The organism is Aeromicrobium phoceense, from assembly GCF_013868155.1.
Classification (GTDB): Bacteria; Actinomycetota; Actinomycetes; order Propionibacteriales; family Nocardioidaceae; genus Aeromicrobium; species Aeromicrobium phoceense.
The window spans coordinates 1,534,766-1,554,649 of sequence record NZ_JACEOG010000001.1 but is presented as its reverse complement, the minus strand read 5'-3'; the positions used below and the strand labels follow the sequence as shown (position 1 = coordinate 1,554,649).

Sequence of the window (19,884 nt, the reverse complement as noted above, 5' to 3'; positions counted from 1 at the left end):
ACGATGAGCGACACCATGGACCCGCGCACGGCCCTGTACCAGTCCGACCTGCTGCTCGACATCGGACGCACGGACGATGCGGAGCAGCTCCTGCGGCGGGCGCTGGCGTCCCACCCGCACGACGCCGACCTCCACGCGCGGCTGTCCACCGTCCTGGTCGACCTCGAGCGATACCCCGAGGCCCACGCCGAGGCGCTCGCCGGGAACGCCGAGGGTCCCTCGTTCGAGGCCTGGCTGTCCTTCGCCCGGATCGCCGCCCACACCGGCGACAGCGCCAACGCCGTCTACTCGTGCGAGCGGATGCTCGAGTGGTGGCCCCACCACCCGTGGCCCCACGTCGCCCTCGCGCTCTTCCGCGCCGAGCCGTTCGCCTCCAAGGCCGCGAAGCAGGAGGTGCGCGACTCCTACGCCCGCGGCCTGGCCCTCAGTCGCGACCCGTCCCTGATCGCCATGGCAGCGCGCGCCGAGGAGAAGCTCGGCGACAGGGACCGGGCCCGGGAGCTGGTGGACCAGGGCCTCCAGGAGCACCCGCAGCACGTCGACCTGCTGATGCTCCGCTCCCGGCTCAAGTCCGCCCCGGACGAGCGGAACTCGATCTACCTGTCGATCCTGGCGATGGACCCGATGCACGCTGAGTCGCGCCATGCCCTGGAGGGGCAGGTGCTGGCGGCGCGCGGGGCGGCCGAGATCGGCGTCACGTGGATGCCCGCGACGCTGGTGGCCTGGCTGGCCACGAGCTCGCACGGCACCCACGCGATCCCGCTCCTCATCGCCGCCGTCACCGGCGTGCTCGTCGCCGGATGGTCCTTCGTCCTCAGCCGGCGTGTCCCGGCGTCGACGGTCGAGCGGCTGTGGCCGCGGGCGCAGCGGATCGAGGTGATGTGCCTCGGTGCCGTCCTCGCGGTCGGCCTGGTCCTGCTGGCACTCCACTCGCCGGTCGGCCCGGTCGCCATGGTGGGCGCGACGGTCGTCCACAGCACGCTCGACCTCCGTCGCCGCGGCTTCGCGGCCGCGCCGTGGGAGCCCGAACAGGTGACCCCCCGCAGCCTGCGCAACCGGATGCTGCTGTTCGCGATCCCCGGGCTCATCATCACCGCCGTCTCGGTCAGCCGCTTCGAGTACGGCGCGGCGTTCGCGCCCAGTGCGACCGCGGCGGCGTTGATGTTCCTCCAGGCGTCGATGCTGGCCGCCACGCTGACGGCCTGGACCGACGCCCGACGCACCGCAGCGCGCGTGGGCTGGGCGGCGCTCACGGTCGCCATGACCGTGGCCGCCGTCGCTCTCACCGTGACCGCCGTCGAGCGCTCGATCGGGCCGGAGCGACTGCTCGAGCCGCAACCGCCGACGCGGTCGTCGAACGTGATCTGAGCCGTCGGCCCCTCCGGCCCCGGCGGTGGGTACCGTCGGAGGCGTGGACGCGACGATCTATCACCATCCCCGCTGCACGACCTCGCGCAAGACGCTCGACCGGCTCCGGGAGGCCGGGATCGAGCCGACGGTCGTGAAGTACGTGGACGTGGGCTGGACCGAGCAGCAGCTGCGCGACCTGTTCGCCGCCGCCGGGCTCACCCCGGCCCAGGCCGTCCGCAAGCGCGACCCGCACTACGCCGAGCTCGGCCTCGCCGACGCCACCGACGACCAGATCCTCGCCGCGATGGTCGAGCACCCGGTGCTCGTCGAGCGGCCCTTCGTCGTCACCGACAAGGGCACCCGACTGGCCCGACCGATCGACTCGGTCGACGAGATCCTCTGACCCTCGGATTCCGGACCCGTCGCGCCGCCTCTCACCCGGCGCGCCATACTGGCCCCGACCCTGACTCCCACGGAAGTGAGTTCCCGTGCGCAATCCCCGTGCCTTCCTGCGTCCGCTCGCCGTCGGCGCCCCGAAGCCCAGCTCCGACGTCCCGTTCCGCCCGAGCCGGATGATCCACTTCTTCGACCCGAGCAACGAGAAGATGGCCGCGAAGGTGCCGGACATCGCGAAGAAGGTCGACATCATCCTCGGCAACCTCGAGGACGCGGTGAAGACCGAGAAGAAGGAAGCGGCGCGCCAGGGCCTGGTCGACATCGCGAAGGCGACCGACTTCGGCGACACGCAGCTGTGGACCCGCGTGAACAGCCTCGACTCCCCGTGGGTCCTCGACGACATCATCACGCTGGTCACCGAGATCGGCGACAAGCTCGACGTCATCATGGTGCCGAAGGTCGAGGGCGCCCAGGACATCCACTACGTCGATCGCCTGCTGGCCCAGCTCGAGGCCCGCGCCGGCCTCGACCGCCAGATCCTCGTGCACGCCATCCTCGAGACCGCCGAGGGCGTCGCCAACGTCGAGGAGATCGCCGCGGCCAGCCCGCGCATGCAGGGCATCAGCCTCGGCCCGGCCGACCTGGCCGCCAGCCGTCGCATGAAGACCACCCGCGTCGGCGGCGGGCACCCCGGCTACATCGTGCGCCAGGACCCCACCGGCGAGGACCTCACCGTGGGCCGCACCACGTACCAGCAGGACCTGTGGCACTACACGATCGCGCGCATGGTCGACGCCTGCGCGATGAACGACATCCTCCCGTTCTACGGCCCGTTCGGTGACATCAAGGACGTCGTCGCGTGTGAGGACCAGTTCCGCAACGCCTTCCTGCTCGGCTGCGTCGGCGCGTGGAGCCTGCACCCCGTGCAGATCGACATCGCCAAGAAGGTCTTCTCCCCCAGCCCCGAGGACGTCGCGCACGCCAAGCGCGTCGTCGAGGCGATGGGCGACGGCTCCGGCGCGGTGATGATCGACGGAAAGATGGAGGACGACGCCTCCTGCAAGCAGTGCCTCGTCATGCTCGACCTGGCCAAGTCCCTGGCCGAGCGCGATGCCGACCTGGCCGCGGCCTACGACCTCTGAGGAGCCTGAGATGACGCAGATCCGCCCCCGCCGTTCCGTCCTCTACATGCCCGGCGCCAACGAGCGCGCGCTCGAGAAGGCCAAGTCGATCGACGCCGACGCGCTGATCCTCGACCTCGAGGACTCGGTGTCCCCCGACGCGAAGGACACCGGCCGCGCCAACGTATGCGCCGCCGTGACCTCCGGGGAGTACGGCCACCGCGAGCTCGCCATCCGTGTGAACTCGATCGGCACCCAGTGGCACGACGACGACATCGCCGCGGCCGCCCAGGCCGGGCCGGACGCGATCCTGGTGCCGAAGGTCGAGTCGGCCGAGCAGGTGCGCGACCTGGTGGCTGCCATCGAGGCCGCCGGTGCGCCGGAGTCCACGCAGCTGTGGGCCATGATCGAGACGCCGAAGGCGCTGCTGCACGCCGAGGAGATCGCCGCCGCGCACGAGCGCCTCACCGTGATCGTCATGGGCACGAACGACATCGTCAACGAGACGTACGGCCTGCACGTGCCCGGCCGCAACGCCGTCGTCCTGACGTCGCTGGCTTGGACGCTGCTGGCCGTCCGCGCCGCGGGCAAGGTCGTCATCGACGGCGTCTACAACGACGTCAAGGACCCCGAGGGCTTCGCCGCCGAGGCGCGCCAGGGTCGCGAGATGGGCTTCGACGGCAAGACGCTCATCCACCCCTCGCAGGTCGAGCCGGCCAACGAGGCGTTCGCCCCCAGCGCGGCCGACGTGGAGCGTGCCGAGGGCATGATCGCCGCGTTCGACGAGGCCGCCGCCGAGAACAAGGGCGTGGCCACGTACAACGGCAAGATGATCGAGGAGCTGCACATCCGCGACGCGAAGCGGATCCTGGCCTACGCCGAGGCCCTGCAGGGCCGCTGAAAGACGATCGAGTAGCCGCCGAGCTGGCGAGGCGGCGTATCGAGATCACGTGACGTGGTCTCGATACGCCGCTCGCTGCGCTCGCAAGCTACTCGACCGGCGATGCTCACCGGTTGGCGCGAATGCCCCAGACCTGGCTGTAGACAGCAGACGCATGGCGCTCGGCGCGACGGCGCTGCTTCATCCTTTCCAGGACCACGATTCGATCAAGGTCGGCGCGCGGTCGTGGCTGACTCTTGAACTCGAACAACGACATGGAGGTCACCTCCTCTCCCGTGGTCGCCTCCGCGTGGACGGTCCCGGGGTTCGGGACTGTGGTCGGGGCAGTGGTGTTCGCGGGCATGAGGTGGGTGAGAGTCGTGGTCATGACGCGCCTCCTTTCTGATTCGTGGGGATGGTGGGCAAAAGAAGAGCCGCTCCGGACGAGCGTCCGAAGCGGCTGGTGATACGTGTCGAAAAGGATCGACTAGGTCAGCAACACGACGGAGCGACGCCCGGGGGCGTTCGTGAGCGCGAAGAACTTGGTCATCGGGGCTCACCTCCTGATGTGTGCTGTGTCACTTCGATCGAAGCGACTCATCGAAGATAGTGGAGTCAGTCGTCCTCTGTCGAGGGTTCTTCCGCGTGTTTCTCGGAATCTTCTTCCGGGCCCGGTAGTCCGAGCCGTCGCCGCAGCTCCTCGAGCAGGTGTCTCGGCTCCATCAGTCCACGTCCAGGAGGTCGTCGAGAGCGGCGCGCGGCACTCCCCCGGCCATCAGCAGATCGGCCGCCAGCGACCGCACCTGGGCGGCGATCGAGGCGGTGTTGATCGTGAGCCGGTCGCCCATCGCGTGCATGGCCAGGTCGGAGGCGTGGACCAGACGTTCGTTCGCCCGCTCCAGGTCCACGGCCGAGGCGAACTCGTCGGCGTAGATCCGCACGGCGGTCACCAACGTCTCCACGGACTCCGTGAGTCGCTCGGGCGCCTGCTCCCCGTGGCGCAGCATCGAGGCGACGCGGCGAGCCAGCACCCGCGCGTCGCGCAGCGCGTTGTCCAGGTCGTTGACGCTTCCGGCGTACCGCGCGACATCGGCGCGCTGGTTCCAGCGCAGGGGCGCGAGCCGGGCGATCTCGCTGACGTTCGTGGCCGTGGCCTGCAGGGACTCGATGACGGGCTGGGCCTCGCGGGCCTCGGTGAGTGCCTTCTCCGCGACCGAGACGTCGTGGGTCCGCATGGCGTCGCCGACGTGCGTCAGCACCTCGGCCAGCCCGGCCAGCAGCTTCTGGAGGCTCTCGTCGATGTCGCGGCGGGGGTTGCGCGGCAGGGGCAGCATCATGACGAACCCGCACAGCCCGCCGATGAGCGCGTCGGTGAACCGGGTGACCGCAGGATTGGCGGTCCCCGCGAGCGGCACGACGGCCGCCAGGAGCACCCCCGAGTTGATCGCCTGGGTCAGCGCCATCCCCGTGAGGTTGAACAGCATCGCCACGATCGCGGTCAGCGAGGCGATGAGCGCCATCTGCCAGGCACCGCGGCCGATGGCCAGGATGAAGAGCTCGCCGACCAGCACGCCGAAGGCCACCCCGAGGACGAGCTCGAAGACGACCCGCTGGCGACGGCCCGCGCCGGCCATCATCGCGATGACCGCCGCGATCGGCGCGAAGAAGGCCTGCGAGTGACCGAACGCGTAGGTCGCGATGGCGTAGGAGGCGCCGGTGGCGACCGCGAGCCGCAGCAGGAGGCGCCAGCTGCGGCGGACCCGCTCGAGGCGGTCGCGGACCGAGACGTCGGAGTGGGGCAGGCGCAACCGGCGGAACGGGAGCCGGTCGCTGGTGGTCACAGGTACAGGCCGGTCTGGCCCTCGTCGATGCGCTCGGACGCGACGGCGTGCAGGTCGCGCTCGCGCAGCAGGACGAAGCTCTCGCCGCGCACCTCGACCTCGGCGCGGTCCTCCGGGTCGAACAGCACGCGGTCGCCCACCTCGACCGCGCGGACCTGCGACCCGACGGCCTCGACCCGGGCCCACCCCAGCCGGCGGCCCATCGCCGCCGTGGCGGGGATGACGATGCCACCGGACGAGCGGCGGTCGCCCGCCTCCGTGTCGAGCGCAACCAGGAGTCGGTCGTGCAGCATGCGGATCGGGAGCTTGGCGTCCATCACTTCAGGAGTCGGCGCAGCACCGCGAAGCCGGCGATCGTGCCGACTGTGCCGACGACCACCGGGACGATGTGCTCGTACCGCGGGCCGGTCTGCTCGTCGACGAAGTACTCCTTGATGCGCTGCACCTGTCGCTTGGCGACGTTGGCGGGCTTGACACGGTCGACGAGCTCGTCGATGTTGCCGCTCAAGCGCGTCAGCAGCACCTCCAGCTCGTCGACGATCACGTCGGGGGACGTCTGGGCGGGTTCCGCATGTCCTCGTGCCACGGGAGTCCTCTCGATCGGTGCGGGATGCCTTGTCAGGATAGTGCCCATGACGACCCGACTGCAGCCCGGCGATCCGGCACCCGACTTCACCCTCCCCACCGACGACGGGAGGACCGTGACCCTCTCCGATCTGCGGGGTCGTCGCGTGATCGTCTACTTCTACCCCGCCGCCATGACGCCGGGGTGCACGAAGCAGGCCTGCGACTTCAGCGACTCCCTCGACCGCCTGCAGGCCGAGGGGTTCGACGTGCTGGGCATCAGCCCCGACCAGCCCGAGAAGCTGGCGAAGTTCCGCGAGCGCGACGGCCTGGGCATCACGCTGCTGTCCGACCCGGACAAGCAGGTGCTCGGTGCGTACGGGGCCTTCGGCGAGAAGAAGCTCTACGGCAAGGTCGTCGAGGGCGTCATCCGCTCGACCTTCGTGATCGACGCCGAGGGCCGCGTCGAGGTGGCGCAGTACAACGTCAAGGCCACGGGGCACGTGGCGAAGCTGCGGCGCGACCTGGGGCTCGACGCCGCCTGAGGCGTCGCCCGCCCCGGCCCTACGCTGGGGCCAGTTGCCGGTGTGGCGGAATGGTAGACGCGCCAGGTTTAGGTCCTGGTGTCCTCACGGGCGTGCAGGTTCAAGTCCTGTCACCGGCACTCGGCGGTCCTCCCCGTTGACGACGTAGTTAAGGCTTGCCTTACCATCGTCGTATGAAATCCACCGGGGGGCGGACCGCCCTCGTCACGGGCGCTGCGTCGGGCATCGGACGCGCCGTCGCCGAGCGGCTCGGCGCCGCGGGCTGGACGCTCGGGCTGATCGACGTCGATCCCGAGGGACTGGCCGCGACGGCGGCCGGACTGGGCTCGTCCCACGCCGAGGTGGCCGACGTCCGCTCGGCCGACCAGGTCGGACGTGCCGTCGCCGCGATCACCGACGCCCTCGGCCCCCTCGAGGCGCTGGCGTGCGCCGCCGGCGTGCTCGTCCCGGGCGGCCTGCGCGACACGCGCGCCGCCGACTGGCAGCGCCACTTCGACGTCAACACGACCGGCGTCCTGCACTGCCTGCAGGCAGCGGAGCCGCACCTGCTCGACGGCGGTGCCGTGGCGGTCGTGGGCTCGAACGCGGCCCGCGTGCCGCGTACCGGGATGCTCGGCTACTCGGCGTCGAAGGCCGCCACAGCAGCCCTGGTGCGCGCCGCTGGACTCGAGCTGGCCGCGCGCGGGATCCGCTGCAACGTCGTCGAGCCCGGCTCTACCGACACCGCCATGCAGCGCGACCTGTGGCCCGATCCCGGAGCCGGCCGGCGGGCGGCCCTCGACGGCGACCCCGGCGCCTACCGCGTGGGCATTCCCCTGCGACGCATCGCCGATCCCGATGACGTCGCCGCGCTGGTGGCGTTCCTCGTCTCACCCGACGCCCGCCACATCACGCTCCAGCAGATCCTCGTCGACGGAGGCGCCTCCCTGTGAACCCCACCCTCGAGCCCACTCGCTCGGCCTCGGCACTGCGCCACTCGCCACTCGTGTTCGCCGGGTCCGATCCCTTCGCCGCCGACGAGGTGCGCCGCACCCTGCAGGCGCGCACCGGCGACCCCGACCTCGCCTGCCGCGTCATTCGAGCGCTGGAGCCCGGCGAGCGTGCCGTCGTGAGCGCGGCCTTCCGCGCCGACGGCCCGGTCGTGGCCCACCTGGTGACCCCACGGGCACTCGGGCGCGCCGAGCCTTCCCCCGTCGAGGTGCGGGTGCACGACGTCGTGCCGGAGCCCGACCGCTCGGCCTATGTCGACCTCGTCGCCACGGCCCTGGACCGCATCGAGGGCGCCGACGTCGCCAAGGTCGTGCGGGGGCGGTGCCTCGAGGGGCACAGCAGCCCCGCCCTGTCGCCCGCCGAGGTCACCGCCACCCTGCTGGACCGCCGGCCCGGCCGGTACGTCTTCAGCCTGCCGCTCGACGACCGGCCCGAGGCGCCGTGGCTCGTGGGCGCGAGCCCCGAGCTGCTGGTGCGGCGCCGCGGCGTCGAGATTGCCAGCACCCCCTTGGCCGGATCCGTGCCCCGCTCCCCCGACCCGGACGAGGACTCCCGGCGCGCCGCCGCCCTCGCCGACTCGGCGAAGGACCTCGCCGAGCACGCCTTCGTCGTCGACCACATCGCCGCGGCCCTGGGACCGGCGTGCGAGTGGCTCGAGGTGCCGGCCGCTCCGGAGGTCCTCGCCACCGACTCCATGTGGCACCTCGCCAGTCCGATCCGCGGCCGGCTGCGCGCCCCGGAGGACCTCACGGCGCCCGACCTGGCCCAGCTCCTGCCCCCGCCCCCCGCCGTGGGCGGCGTCCCCACGCCTGAGGCCACCGACCTGATCGACGAGCTCGAGGGTCCCGGACTCCGCGGTCCGTTCGGCGGGTTCGTCGGCTGGATGGACGGCGACGGCGACGGCGAGCTCGCCGTGACGATCCGCGCCGGGGTGCTCGACGGCGAGCGCCTGCGGCTGTTCGCCGGCGCCGGCATCGTGGCCGGGTCGGATCCGCTGGCCGAGGCCGACGAGACGGCCGCCAAGCTCAGCACGATGACGCGGGCGGGGGGGCTGTGAGGTCGCCGCTCGCACCGGTCCGATCCTGGCCCGAGGAGGCCCGGCAGCGCTACCGCGACCTCGGCCTGTGGACCGACGAGACCTTCGCGAACTTCGTGGCCGACCGCACCAGCCGGTTCGCCGACCGCACCGCGGTCGTAGGCCGTGACGCCGACGGCACCGAGCACCGGTGGACCTACGCCGAGCTCGGCCGGCAGGCGGACGCGGCGGTCCGCCGACTGCGTCGCGCCGAGGTCGCGCCCGGCGACCGTGTCGTCGTGGCCCTGCCGAACGTCGTCGAGTACGCCGCGGTCGTCCTCGGTCTGTTCCGCCTGGCGGCCCTGCCCGTGTTCGCGCTGCCCACCCACCGCGAGACCGAGCTGTCGCACTTCTGCGACGTCGCGGACGCCGCCGCGCTCGTGCTGTGCGGCACCGACACGGACGCGGTCGACCTGCACGGCAAGGTGGCCGCGCACGTGACTGTCGAGCCGCCCACGCTCGTCGACGTCGCGGGCTGGGACCTCACCGAGGAGGCGGCGCCCGACGCACCCGAGCGCGTGAGCGCCGAGGACGTGGCCTTCCTGCAGCTCTCCGGCGGCACCACGGGTCTGTCAAAGCTGATCCCGCGCACCGCGGCCGACTACCTCTACTCGGTACGGCGCTCGGCCACGATCTGCGAGCTCGACGAGACGACGGTGATGCTCGTGCCGCTGCCGGTCTCGCACAACTTCTCGATGAGCTCGCCCGGGGTCCTCGGCGTCTGGCACGCCGGCGGCACCGTCGTCCTCGCCCGCGACCCCAGCCCGCGCACCGCGTTCACGCTGATCGAGCGCGAGCGCGTCGACATCGTGCCGCTCGTCCCGCCACTGGCCCAGGCCTGGATCTCGGCCGCCCGGCGGCGCGAGCCCGACCTGTCGAGCCTCCGACTGGTGCAGGTCGGCGGCGCCCGGCTGAGCGATGCCGTCGCCGCCCAGGTGCAGCCCGTCCTGCACGGCCGCCTGCAGCAGGTGTTCGGGATGGCCGAGGGCCTGGTCAACTACACCCGTCCCGACGACCCGGACGAGGTCGTCCTCACCACGCAGGGCCGGCCGATGTCGGACCACGACGAGGTGCGGGTGGACGACGAGGGCCGGCTGCAGACCCGGGGCCCGTACACGATCCGCGGCTACTACCGCGCCGAGGCCGCCGACCGCGACAGCTTCACCGAGGACGGCTTCTACTGCACGGGCGACCTCGTGCGCCGGCTCCCGTCCGGGCACCTCGTGGTCACCGGACGCGAGAAGGACCAGATCAACCGCGGCGGCGAGAAGATCGGTCCCGACGAGATCGAGACCCCGCTGCTCGCGCATCCCGATGTGCTCGACGCCGTGGCCGTCGGCGTGCCCGACGACCTGCTGGGCGAGCGCCTCTGCGTCGCGCTGCGGATCGAGCCCGGGCGCCCCGAGCCCACCGACCTCGCCGACCACCTGCGCGCCGCCGGCCTGGCCACCCACAAGCTTCCCGACGAGTTCCGCTTCCTCGACGCCCTGCCCGAAACCCACGTCGGCAAGAACAGCCGCCGCGACCTGCGCCGGGTGTTGGCCCGGCGCTGGTCGGCCTGACCCCAGGAGACCTCGATGACCGCCCTGCCCACCCTCATCGACTACGCGGCGCCCCTGCCGCCCACGCGTGTGCTGCCGGACAGCAAGGCGCGCTGGGACCTCGATCCCGCGCGCGCCGCGGTGCTCGTGCACGACCTGCAGGAGTACTTCCTGCGCCCCTTCGACCGCGCGTGCCCGGCCCTGACGACGACCCTCGACGGCACCGCGCGCATCCTCGCAGCGGCCCGCGTCGCCGGGGTGCCCGTCTTCTACACCGCCCAGGACGGCGACCACTCCGACCGCGGCCTGCAGGGCGACCTGTGGGGCCCGGGGATGCGCGCCGTCGCCTCGGACACCGCGATCGTTCCGGAGGTGGCGCCCGCTCCGGGCGACCGTCTCGTCACGAAGCGCCGCTACAGCGCCTTCGTCAAGACCGACCTGGCCGAGCAGCTGGCAGCCGCCGGGCGTGACCAGCTGGTCATCACCGGCGTGTACGCCCACATCGGCATCACGGCCACCGCCCTCGACGCGTTCCAGCGCGAGGTGCACCCGTTCGTGCCCGCCGACGCGATCGCCGCGTTCACCCACGAGCAGCACGTCAGGGCCCTGGACATCGTCGCCGACTCGTGCGGCGTCGTGACGCTGACGGACGCCGTGGTCGACCGGCTCGCTCCGGTCGCCGAGACGTCGGGCTGGGAGGCGGTCGTGCGGGAGTCGCTCGCGCGAGCGCTGCCGCCTTCGGCCCTGGCCTCGGTACTGGCCGACCCGGAGGCCGACCTCTTCGCGGTCGGCCTGTCGTCGCTCAAGGCCTTCGAGCTGCTCGACGACCTCGCCGACGCCGGGGTCGACATCGACTTCGGCGAGCTGGTCCGCCGTCCCACCCTGACGTTCCTGCTGGAGCAGGGACGGATGCCGGCCCGGCGGTGACCGACTCCGGCTGGCTGCCGCTGACCTCCGCGCAGCGCGGGCTGTTCTTCGCGCACCACCTCGATCCGTCGAACCCGTGCCACACCACCGCGGAGGTCGTCGAGCTCGACGCACCGGTCGACCCGGCCCGGCTCGCGGCGGCGGTCGAGGCGGCGTACGCCGAGTTCGAGCAGCTGCGCACGGTCTTCCGCCTCACCCCGGACGGGCCGGAACAACGCGTCGGGGAGGCGCAGAACGGGCTCGCCGTCGTCGACGTGCCCGACGATGCGGCCGCCGAGGCGTGGCTCGACGCGGACCTCGCCCGCCCGATCGACCTCACCACGGGGCCCTGCCGCACGGCGCTGCTGACGCTGAGGGACGGTCGCTGCTGGTGGTACCACGCCGCGCACCACGTGGTCCTCGACGGCTACGGAGCCCAGCAGCTGCTGCGCCGGGTGGCCGACCTGTACGACGGTGCCGAGCCCGTCGCGCCCGTCCCCCTGACCGACCTCGTCGAGGCCGACCGCATCGACCAGGAGGCGGTCGCCGACGACGACTTCTGGCAGGCGCGGCTCGACGCGATGACCGGAGTCGTCTCCCCCGCCGGACGCGAGGCCTCGCCCGCACCCCGGGCGCTGCGCGCGAGCCGAGCGCTCGACGACGCGGCCCAGGCCCGGCTGGTCGAGGCGTCCGCGCGGCTCGGCGAGTCCTGGCCGGACCTCTTCGTGGCGGCCCTCGGCGCCTACGTCGCCCGCTTCATGGGGACCGACGAGATGCGCCTCGGGGTGCCGCTGATGAACCGCACGCGCCCGGGAGCCGGGGTCCTTCCAGCCGCCACCACCGCGTGCACCGCGATGAACGTGCTCCCGGTGCGGGTGCCGGCGCTGGGCACCGTGGCCGAGACCGTCCGCGCCGTGGCGCAGGACCACGCCGAGGTCCGCGCCCACCCCCTTCACCGGCAGGAGGACCTCGCCCGCGTCCTGCGCACGGACGGGCGCCAGCTGTTCGGCGTCCAGGCGAACCTCGTGCCGTTCGGTCTGTCGCTGCGGTTCGGCGACGCGCGCGGTTCCGTCCGCAACCTCACGGCCGGGCCCGTCGAGGACATGACCGTCTGCCTGCGCGGCACGCCGGGCCGGCGGCGCTCGGTCCGGCTCGAGATCGACGCGAACCCCCGGCTCTACGGACCGGACGAGGCTCGCAGCCACCTCGAGCGCATCGCAGCGTGGCTCGACACGTGGGCGGCGGCCCCGGGTGGCACACGCGTGAGGGACCTGGCGCTGACGACCGCGGACGAGCTCGATGCGGTCGTGCACAGGTTCAACGCCACCCACGTCGACCGGGAGTCAGCGACCCTCGGCCGGTGCTTCCTCGACCAGGTGGCCCGCACCCCCGAGGCGGTCGCGGTCGTCGACGAAGAGACGACGTGCACGTACGCGGAGCTGGCCCGGCGCGCCGGGGCGGTGGCCGCCGACCTGCGAGCGCGCGGGGTGGGCCCGGGCGACGTCGTCGGCGTCGCGCTCGAGCGCTCCACCGCGCTGATCGAGGCCGTCCACGCGATCGCGCTGCTCGGTGCCGTGTACCTGCCACTGGACACCGACCTCCCCGACGCCCGCATCGCGTCGATGATCGAGGACGCCGGCGCCCGTACGGTGCTCGGACCCGACGACAACGCCCCGGCCGGCTCCTCCTCCGTGCCGACGCCGGAGGACCCCGACGCCCCGGCGTACCTGCTCTTCACGTCGGGCTCCACCGGACGTCCGAAGGGCGTGCTGGTGGGCCACCGCGCCATCGACAACCGCCTCGCCTGGATGCAGCACCGGCTGCCGCTCGGGCCGGGCGACCGCGTGCTGCACAAGACGCCGATCTCGTTCGACGTGTCCGTGTGGGAGCTGTTCTGGCCGCTGCAGACCGGCGCGACACTCGTCATCGCGCCGCCCGGGGCGCACCGCGACCCGCGCGCCATCGCCGACCTCGTGGCCCGGCACGAGGTGGACGTGCTGCACTTCGTGCCGTCGATGCTGCGGGCCCACCTCGCCGACGGGGTCGCGGCGGCCGCGACGCCACCGGTGCGGCACGTGGTCACCAGCGGCGAGGCGCTGACGCCCGACCTGGTCGCCGGCTGCGTCGAGGCGTTCGGGGTGCCGCCGATCAACCTCTACGGGCCCACCGAGGCCGCGATCGACGTCACCGGCTGGGAGTGCGCCCCGGACGAGGCCACCGTGCCGATCGGACGGCCCGTGTGGAACACCGCGTGCTTCGTGCTCGACGACCGGATGCGCCCGCGCCCCGTCGGCGCTCCGGGCGAGCTCTGGCTCGCGGGCGTGCAGCTGGCCGAGGGGTACGTGGGGCGCCCCGACCTCACGGCCGAGCGCTTCGTCAAGGCGCCGCCAGCGCTGCGCACGCACGGCGACCGGCTCTACCGCACCGGCGACCTGGCCGCGTGGCGACCGGACGGAGCACTGACCTACCTCGGACGCGTCGACGACCAGGTCAAGGTCCGGGGCCAGCGCATCGAGCTCGGCGAGGTGGAGGCGGCCGTGGCCGGGCTGGTCGAGGCGAGCGCCGCCGCGCTGGTCGACGACCTGCTCGTCGTGTGGTTCGCGGCAGCGGACTCCGTGACGGTGGACGACCTGCGCGAGCGGGCGGCCGCGACGCTGCCCGCCTCGGTGCTGCCGCACCACTGGATCCGGGTGCCGTCCGTCCCGCTGACCACCAGCGGCAAGGTCGACCGGAAGGCCATCGTCGAGTCGTGGGAGCCGCCCGTCGACGTCGAGGGCGACTCGCCGTCCGGACTGCTGGAGCAACGGGTCTGCGCCGCCTTCGCCGACGTCCTCGGACTGCCGCGGGTGGGCGCCGACCGTGACTTCTTCGCCCTCGGCGGCGACTCGCTGCGCGTCCTGCGGCTGCTCGACCGGATCGAGTCGGACCTCGGGGTCGAGCTGCGCCTCGCCGACGTCTTCGAGGCGCCCACCCCGTCGCGCCTCGCACGCCGGGTGGCCTCCGGCGGATCGGCCGCCGAGACCGGCGAGGTCCTGACCCTGCGGCGAGGCGCACCCGACGTGGCGCCGCTGATCCTGCTGCCGCCCGCCGGCGGCCTCGGGTGGTGCTACGCCTCGCTGCTGCCCTCGCTCCCGCCGGGAATCGGCGTGCACACGATCCAGGCTCCCGGTCTCGAGCAGGGCGCCCCCGAGCCCGTGGACGACTTGGAGTCCCTGGCCAAGCGTCAGCTGGCCGCGATCCGCGAGATCGTCGGCACCGGCCGGTTCCACGTGGCGGGCTGGTCGCTCGGCGGGATGGCGGCCCACGCCGTGGCCGCGCAGGCGCGTGCCGACGGTCAGGAGGTCGGAGCGGTCGTCCTGCTCGACGCCTACCCCGCCGACCAGTGGCGGCACCTCCCCGATCCCACCGAGGCGGAGGCACTGCGCGGCGTCCTGCGGCTCGGCGGGCTGGAGTGGCCGGGTGGCACCGACCTCGACCGCGAGACGGCGGTGCGGATGCTGCGCGAGTCGGGCAGCGCCGTCGGCCGGCTGCCCGAGCGCGCCCTCGCCGGCTGCCTGGCCTCGGTGGCGGAGGCGGCGCGCATCACGCGGCCCTCGCAGCACGCCGTGCTCGAGGGCGACGCGCCCGTCGTGGTCGCGGCGCGGCCCCGCCCCGAGGACTGGCTCTGGGCCGAGGGCTGGCGACCGTACGTGAGCGGCGACCTGCGTTCCGTGTCCGTGGACGTGTCACACGGCGACCTGGTGCGGGCCCCGGTCGCGCACGAGGTCGGCGGGATCATCGCCGCGCTGGTGGCCGATGCGTAGTGCGCGCCGGGACCGGCTGGCCGACCCGGTCGACCGCGCCACGTTCACCGCTGCCCGCGACCTGGCGCGGGCGTGCGTCGGTGAGCTCCTCACGATCCCCGCGTCGCAGGTGCGCCTCGCTCAGAGGTGCCCCACGTGCGACGCGGACGACCACGGACGGCCCTTCGTCGTCGACCATCCCGAGGTGGGCGTCAGCTGGTCGCACGCGCACGGTCACGTCGTGGCGCTGGCCGCCCACGGTCCCTGCGGGATCGACGTGGAGCCGCGCGTGACCGCGCCGCCCCCGCGCCGAGCGCTCACCGGGTCCGAGGCCCGGTGGGTGGCGTCGGGCGGCGACTTCACCCACCTGTGGACGCGCAAGGAGGCCCTCGTCAAGGCCGGGGTGGCCGACCTCGACGAGGCGGGCTCGCTCGACGTGCTGGCGAGCACCGTGCGCGGCCTCGACCTGCGGACGTGGCGCGACGGTGCGGCGACCGTGTCGAGCGCGACTCAGCCCATCGGCTCCAGCACGACTCAGCCCATCGGTTCGAGGACGGCTCAGCCCATCGGTTCGAGAACGAACACGGGAATCTTCCGGTCGGTCTTCTTCTGGTACTCGGCGTAGTCGGGCCACACGGCCACGGAGCGCTCCCACCAGGTCTCGTACTCGTCGCCGTCGAGCTCGCGGGCGCGGTAGTCCTTCTTCTCGGCGCCGTCCTGCAGCTCGACGTGCGAGTTCCCCTTGATGTTCCAGTACCAGTTCGGCTGTTCGGGGTGTCCGCCCTTGGAGGCGACGACCGCGTAGTCGCCGTCGTGCTCGACCCGCATCAGCGCGGTCTTGCGGAGCTTGCCCGACTTCGCGCCGACGCTCGTGAGCACGATGATCGGCACCCCCTTGAGCGTGTTGGCCTCGCGGCCGTCCGTCGCCTCGAAGGTCTCGGCCTGCTTGCGCGCCCACTCGGACGTGCTCGGTTCGTATTCTCCGGTCAGTGGCATCTGATCTCCTCGTGCGTCGGTGTGGTCCCAGCAAAGCACGCCGGACCGACGTCCGCGACGAGTCGCTGTGGACGAGCGACCGGGCTGTCGGACTCCGCGCCTACGGTCACCACCCATGACCGATCGCCACCTCCGCGCGCTGCCCGACCTGCCCACGCCGCCTGCCCCCGACCCTTCGTACGCACGGATGGCCGCTCACGAGTTCTTGCGCAAGCCGCGCATTCGCGATTACCCCTACGGGCCGTGCTTCGACCTGCTCGAGGACACGATCGGTCACCACGTGCGTCGTGGTGGCGATCCGTGGCGATGGATGCCGAGCGACGCCGACCACGTCCTGGGACGGTCACTCGAGGAGCCACCGATGAACGCTCCCGACCAGCTGCGCCTCCTGCCCGACCTGCTCGGCGACTTCATCGAGTTCGCGCACCGGGACGACGTTCCGGTGGAGCAGACCCGAGAGACCCTGGGCACGATCGACCGACTCCGACCCGAGTTCCTGCGCCTCATCGGCGCCGACGGCTGGCAGACACCGGCGATGCGCTGGGCGTACGCCGAGCCCACGCACCCCCTGCAGGATCTCGCCGATCTCGTCGGGGACCTCACCGCTCTGGAGCACCTCGACACGACCCCGCTGCCGGACGAGCCGTTCGGCTGGACCGAGGTTCCCGGCACGCTGGTGCCCGTCTTCGAGGACCTGGTGCCGCTGCTCGACTCGTGCGCCGACCAGTGGCTCACCGTGGAGCACCGCACCGCCATGCGGCGCCTTGCCGCCACCGTGGCGCGACGCGACCCCCGCCCGCTGCGCCGCGGTCCGCTGCTACGCCGCGCCGCCGCGATCGCGTGGATCGTCCTGCGCGCGAACGACGACCTCGGCCCCGGCCGACAGCGGCTCATGACCGCCAAGGACCTCAGCGCCCGGTTCGGACTGCGCAGCGAGGTGTCGAGTCCCGCGCGCTCGATGCTGCGGGCCGCGGGCGGCTCCCAGTGCTGGTCGGCGGAGTTCGGCGACCGGGTCCGGGTCGGGGACGCCCGACTGCTGACCGCTCGGCGCCGGGAACGGATCGTGACAGAGCGAGACCGCCGCGCACCCACCTTCATCGGAGAGGACGCGCCGGCATCTTTTCTTGATCCATTCAAGAAAACTCACTAGGGTGGAGCCATGACCCTCTCCCCCGCTTCCGAGCAGTCGCTGCGCGACGCCGGACTGCGGGTCACGCGTCAGCGCACGGCGGTCCTCGAGGCCGTGGCGGCCAACCCGCACGCGGAGACCTCGACGATCATCGAGCACGCCCGCCTGTCGATCCCCGAGCTCTCGCACCAGGCCGTCTACGACGCGCTGAAGGCGCTGACCGACGCCGGCCTCGTGCGGTGCATCGAGCCGGCCGGCTCCGTGGCCCGCTACGAGTCCCGCACGGGCGACAACCACCACCACCTCGTGTGCCGGTCCTGCGGCCGGATCGTCGACATCGACTGCACGATCGGTGCGGCCCCGTGCCTCACTCCCGCCGAGGACCACGGCTTCGTGATCGACGAGGCCGAGGTCGTCTTCTGGGGCCTGTGCCCCTCCTGCTCCTCCACGAACGCCTGAAGAACCCCGAAAGGACCAGCATGTCTGACAAGAACCACGACGACGCGATTCTCGCCGAGGTCAACGACCCGGACGAGGCGAAGGGCAAGTGCCCCGTCGTCCACAACCAGCTCCCGGCCCCCACGGTCGGTGACGCCAACCGCAAGTGGTGGCCCGAGCGTCTGAACCTGCAGATCCTGGCCAAGAACGCCCCCGTCCGGAACCCGATGGACGACGACTTCGACTACCGCGCGGAGTTCTCGTCGCTGGACCTGGCCGCCGTGAAGGCCGACATCGCCGCCGTCCTGACCGACTCCAAGGACTGGTGGCCCGCCGACTTCGGGAACTACGGCCCGTTCATGATCCGCATGGCGTGGCACGGCGCGGGCACCTACCGCGTGACCGACGGTCGCGGCGGCGCGGGCGCGGGCCAGCAGCGCTTCGCCCCGCTCAACTCCTGGCCGGACAACGTCAACCTCGACAAGGCCCGCCGCCTGCTGTGGCCGGTCAAGCAGAAGTACGGCCAGAAGATCAGCTGGGCCGACCTCATGATCCTCGCGGGCAACGTCTCGCTGGAGACCATGGGCTTCTCCACCTTCGGCTTCGCCGGTGGTCGCGAGGACGTGTGGGAGGCCGACCAGGACGTCTACTGGGGCGCCGAGACCGAGTGGCTGGGCGACGAGCACCGCTACAGCGGCGACCGCGACCTCGAGAGCCCGCTCGCCGCGGTGCAGATGGGCCTGATCTACGTCAACCCCGAGGGCCCCGCCGGTCACCCCGACCCGCTGGCCTCCGCGCGCGACATCCGCGAGACGTTCGGCCGCATGGCGATGAACGACGAGGAGACCGTCGCGCTGATCGCCGGTGGCCACACCTTCGGCAAGACGCACGGTGCGGCCGAGGCCGACCACCTGCAGCCCGAGCCCGAGGGCGCGCCCATCGAGCAGATGGGGCTGGGCTGGAAGAACACCCACGGCACCGGCCACGGCGCCGACACCATCACGTCGGGCATCGAGGTCACGTGGACCTACCACCCGACGCGCTGGGACAACGAGTTCTTCCACATCCTGTTCGCCTACGAGTGGGAGCTGTTCACGTCCCCCGCCGGTGCGCACCAGTGGCGTCCGGTCAACGGCATGGGCGAGGACATGGTCCCCGAGGCGCACGGCACCGGTCGTCGCGAGCCCCGCATGCTCACGTCGGACATCGCGCTGCGCGAGGATCCCGCCTACCGCGAGATCTCGCTGCGGTTCAAGAACGACCCGGTGGCCTTCGGCGACGCGTTCGCCCGCGCCTGGTTCAAGCTGACGCACCGCGACATGGGCCCCAAGGCCCGCTACCTCGGTCCCGAGGTCCCGCAGGAGGACCTCCTGTGGCAGGACCCGCTGCCGGCGTGGGAGGGCGAGGTCATCGGCGACGCCGACGTCACCGCGCTCAAGGCGAAGGTCCTCGAGACCAACCTGACCGTCTCCGAGCTCGTCTCCACCACCTGGGCGGCCGCGTCGTCCTTCCGTGGCAGCGACAAGCGCGGTGGCCTCAACGGCGCCCGCATCCGCCTCGCCCCGCAGAACGGCTGGGCGGTCAACAACCCGGCGCAGCTCGCGAAGGTGCTGTCGGTCCTGCAGGGTGTCGCCGACGACTACGAGAAGAACGTCTCGCTGGCCGACGTCATCGCGATCGCCGGTGCGGCCGCGGTCGAGAAGGCCGCTCGTGACGGCGGCGTGGACATCACGGTGCCGGTCACCGTGGGCCGCGTCGACGCGAGCGCCGACGAGACCGACGTCGAGTCCTTCGGCTACCTCGAGCCGCGTCACGACGGGTTCCGCAACTACCAGGGCAAGGGCGGCATGCCGGCCGAGTACGAGCTGATCGACCGGGCGAACCTGCTGACCCTGACCGCGCCGGAGACCACCGTGCTGGTGGGTGGCCTGCGCGTCCTGGGTGCGAACTACGACGGCTCGGACCTGGGTGTGCTCACCGACCGGGTCGGCACGCTGACGAACGACTTCTTCGTCAACCTGCTCGACATCGACACCGAGTGGACCGCCACCGACTCGACGAGCACGCAGTTCGCGACGAAGGACGGCCGCTGGTCGGGCACCCGCGCCGACCTCGTGTTCGGCTCGAACTCCGAGCTGCGCGCGCTGGCCGAGGTCTACGCGAGCGCCGACGCGAAGGAGAAGTTCGTCAAGGACTTCGTCGCCGCGTGGACCAAGGTCGTCGACCTGGACCGCTACGACCTCGTCTGAGGCACGTCCGCCACGACGCCCCCGGGATCTCCCGGGGGCGTCGTGCGTTCCTGGGGCGCCGGCGGGCCGCGTAGGGTCGGA

19 protein-coding genes and 1 tRNA gene are annotated in these 19,884 nt (G+C 72.4%); 15 read left to right on the top strand and 5 right to left on the bottom strand.

Annotated features, from left to right (window positions below; genetic code table 11):
* The first annotated feature begins 3 nt into the window (after positions 1–3).
* The 4 genes from H1W00_RS07515 to H1W00_RS07500 all read left to right on the top strand — a co-directional run bounded on the left by H1W00_RS07515 (position 4) and on the right by H1W00_RS07500 (position 3,768).
* Positions 4–1,368: a tetratricopeptide repeat protein gene (locus H1W00_RS07515; protein ID WP_181755106.1), complete on the top strand. Its 1,365-nt coding sequence runs from the start codon at positions 4–6 to the stop codon at positions 1,366–1,368.
* 43 nt (positions 1,369–1,411) lie between these two features.
* On the top strand, positions 1,412–1,753 hold the full coding sequence (arsC, locus tag H1W00_RS07510) for an arsenate reductase (glutaredoxin) (protein WP_181755104.1): 342 nt from the start codon (positions 1,412–1,414) through the stop codon (positions 1,751–1,753).
* Positions 1,754–1,838: 85 nt separating this feature from the next.
* Positions 1,839–2,888 (top strand): HpcH/HpaI aldolase/citrate lyase family protein, encoded by a 1,050-nt coding sequence (locus H1W00_RS07505; RefSeq protein WP_181755102.1) that lies wholly within the window; start codon positions 1,839–1,841, stop codon positions 2,886–2,888.
* Between the two features lie 10 nt (positions 2,889–2,898).
* The gene (locus H1W00_RS07500; RefSeq protein ID WP_181755100.1) at positions 2,899–3,768 is read left to right on the top strand and encodes an HpcH/HpaI aldolase/citrate lyase family protein; all 870 of its coding nucleotides are present in this window, start codon (positions 2,899–2,901) and stop codon (positions 3,766–3,768) included.
* 106 nt (positions 3,769–3,874) lie between these two features.
* On the opposite strand, the gene H1W00_RS07495 is transcribed toward H1W00_RS07500, so the two are convergent.
* From H1W00_RS07495 to H1W00_RS07480, 4 genes are all read right to left on the bottom strand, one after another.
* A complete protein-coding gene (locus tag H1W00_RS07495; RefSeq protein WP_181755098.1) occupies positions 3,875–4,135 on the bottom strand; it encodes a hypothetical protein in 261 nt (86 codons plus the stop codon).
* A gap of 334 nt (positions 4,136–4,469) precedes the next feature.
* Positions 4,470–5,588 (bottom strand): FUSC family protein, encoded by a 1,119-nt coding sequence (locus H1W00_RS07490; protein WP_181755096.1) that lies wholly within the window; start codon positions 5,586–5,588, stop codon positions 4,470–4,472.
* Positions 5,585–5,905 (bottom strand): GroES family chaperonin, encoded by a 321-nt coding sequence (locus H1W00_RS07485; RefSeq protein ID WP_181755094.1) that lies wholly within the window; start codon positions 5,903–5,905, stop codon positions 5,585–5,587. The genes H1W00_RS07490 and H1W00_RS07485 overlap by 4 nt, the downstream gene beginning before the upstream one ends.
* Positions 5,905–6,174, bottom strand: coding sequence for a DUF3618 domain-containing protein (locus H1W00_RS07480; protein ID WP_181755092.1), 270 nt, complete (start codon positions 6,172–6,174; stop codon positions 5,905–5,907). Before H1W00_RS07480 ends, H1W00_RS07485 begins: the two co-directional genes overlap by 1 nt.
* Before the next feature lie 46 nt (positions 6,175–6,220).
* On the opposite strand from H1W00_RS07480, the gene bcp reads away from it, so the two are divergent.
* From bcp to H1W00_RS07440, 8 genes are all read left to right on the top strand, one after another.
* Positions 6,221–6,697 carry a thioredoxin-dependent thiol peroxidase gene (gene bcp / locus H1W00_RS07475; RefSeq protein ID WP_181755090.1) on the top strand — a complete coding sequence of 159 codons (477 nt, stop codon included), beginning with the start codon at positions 6,221–6,223 and terminating at the stop codon, positions 6,695–6,697.
* A gap of 36 nt (positions 6,698–6,733) precedes the next feature.
* Positions 6,734–6,816 (top strand) — tRNA-Leu (locus H1W00_RS07470).
* Positions 6,817–6,870: 54 nt separating this feature from the next.
* Positions 6,871–7,629, top strand: coding sequence for an SDR family oxidoreductase (locus tag H1W00_RS07465; RefSeq protein WP_181755088.1), 759 nt, complete (start codon positions 6,871–6,873; stop codon positions 7,627–7,629).
* Positions 7,626–8,744 (top strand): isochorismate synthase, encoded by a 1,119-nt coding sequence (locus H1W00_RS07460; protein ID WP_181755086.1) that lies wholly within the window; start codon positions 7,626–7,628, stop codon positions 8,742–8,744. The genes H1W00_RS07465 and H1W00_RS07460 overlap by 4 nt, the downstream gene beginning before the upstream one ends.
* Entirely contained in the window at positions 8,741–10,324 is a 1,584-nt protein-coding gene (locus H1W00_RS07455) for an AMP-binding protein (RefSeq protein WP_181755084.1), read from the top strand. The genes H1W00_RS07460 and H1W00_RS07455 overlap by 4 nt, the downstream gene beginning before the upstream one ends.
* A 15-nt stretch (positions 10,325–10,339) precedes the next feature.
* Positions 10,340–11,230, top strand: coding sequence for an isochorismatase family protein (locus tag H1W00_RS07450; protein ID WP_181755082.1), 891 nt, complete (start codon positions 10,340–10,342; stop codon positions 11,228–11,230).
* Positions 11,227–15,012 (top strand): non-ribosomal peptide synthetase, encoded by a 3,786-nt coding sequence (locus tag H1W00_RS07445; RefSeq protein ID WP_181755080.1) that lies wholly within the window; start codon positions 11,227–11,229, stop codon positions 15,010–15,012. Before H1W00_RS07450 ends, H1W00_RS07445 begins: the two co-directional genes overlap by 4 nt.
* Positions 15,005–15,616 carry a 4'-phosphopantetheinyl transferase family protein gene (locus H1W00_RS07440; protein ID WP_181755078.1) on the top strand — a complete coding sequence of 204 codons (612 nt, stop codon included), beginning with the start codon at positions 15,005–15,007 and terminating at the stop codon, positions 15,614–15,616. Before H1W00_RS07445 ends, H1W00_RS07440 begins: the two co-directional genes overlap by 8 nt.
* Here the strand turns inward: H1W00_RS07440 and H1W00_RS07435 are convergent.
* Positions 15,550–15,987 (bottom strand): nitroreductase family deazaflavin-dependent oxidoreductase, encoded by a 438-nt coding sequence (locus H1W00_RS07435; protein WP_181755076.1) that lies wholly within the window; start codon positions 15,985–15,987, stop codon positions 15,550–15,552. The two genes, H1W00_RS07440 and H1W00_RS07435, sit on opposite strands and share 67 nt — an antisense overlap.
* 115 nt (positions 15,988–16,102) lie before the next feature.
* On the opposite strand from H1W00_RS07435, the gene H1W00_RS07430 reads away from it, so the two are divergent.
* Genes H1W00_RS07430 through katG form a run of 3 tightly spaced genes read left to right on the top strand, consistent with a single transcriptional unit; the run spans position 16,103 to position 19,803 of the window.
* The gene (locus H1W00_RS07430; RefSeq protein ID WP_181755074.1) at positions 16,103–17,137 is read left to right on the top strand and encodes a DUF6398 domain-containing protein; all 1,035 of its coding nucleotides are present in this window, start codon (positions 16,103–16,105) and stop codon (positions 17,135–17,137) included.
* Positions 17,138–17,146: 9 nt separating this feature from the next.
* On the top strand, positions 17,147–17,575 hold the full coding sequence (locus tag H1W00_RS07425; RefSeq protein WP_181755072.1) for a Fur family transcriptional regulator: 429 nt from the start codon (positions 17,147–17,149) through the stop codon (positions 17,573–17,575).
* 20 nt (positions 17,576–17,595) lie between these two features.
* Positions 17,596–19,803, top strand: coding sequence for a catalase/peroxidase HPI (gene katG / locus H1W00_RS07420; RefSeq protein WP_181755070.1), 2,208 nt, complete (start codon positions 17,596–17,598; stop codon positions 19,801–19,803).
* Positions 19,804–19,884: the final 81 nt, after the last annotated feature.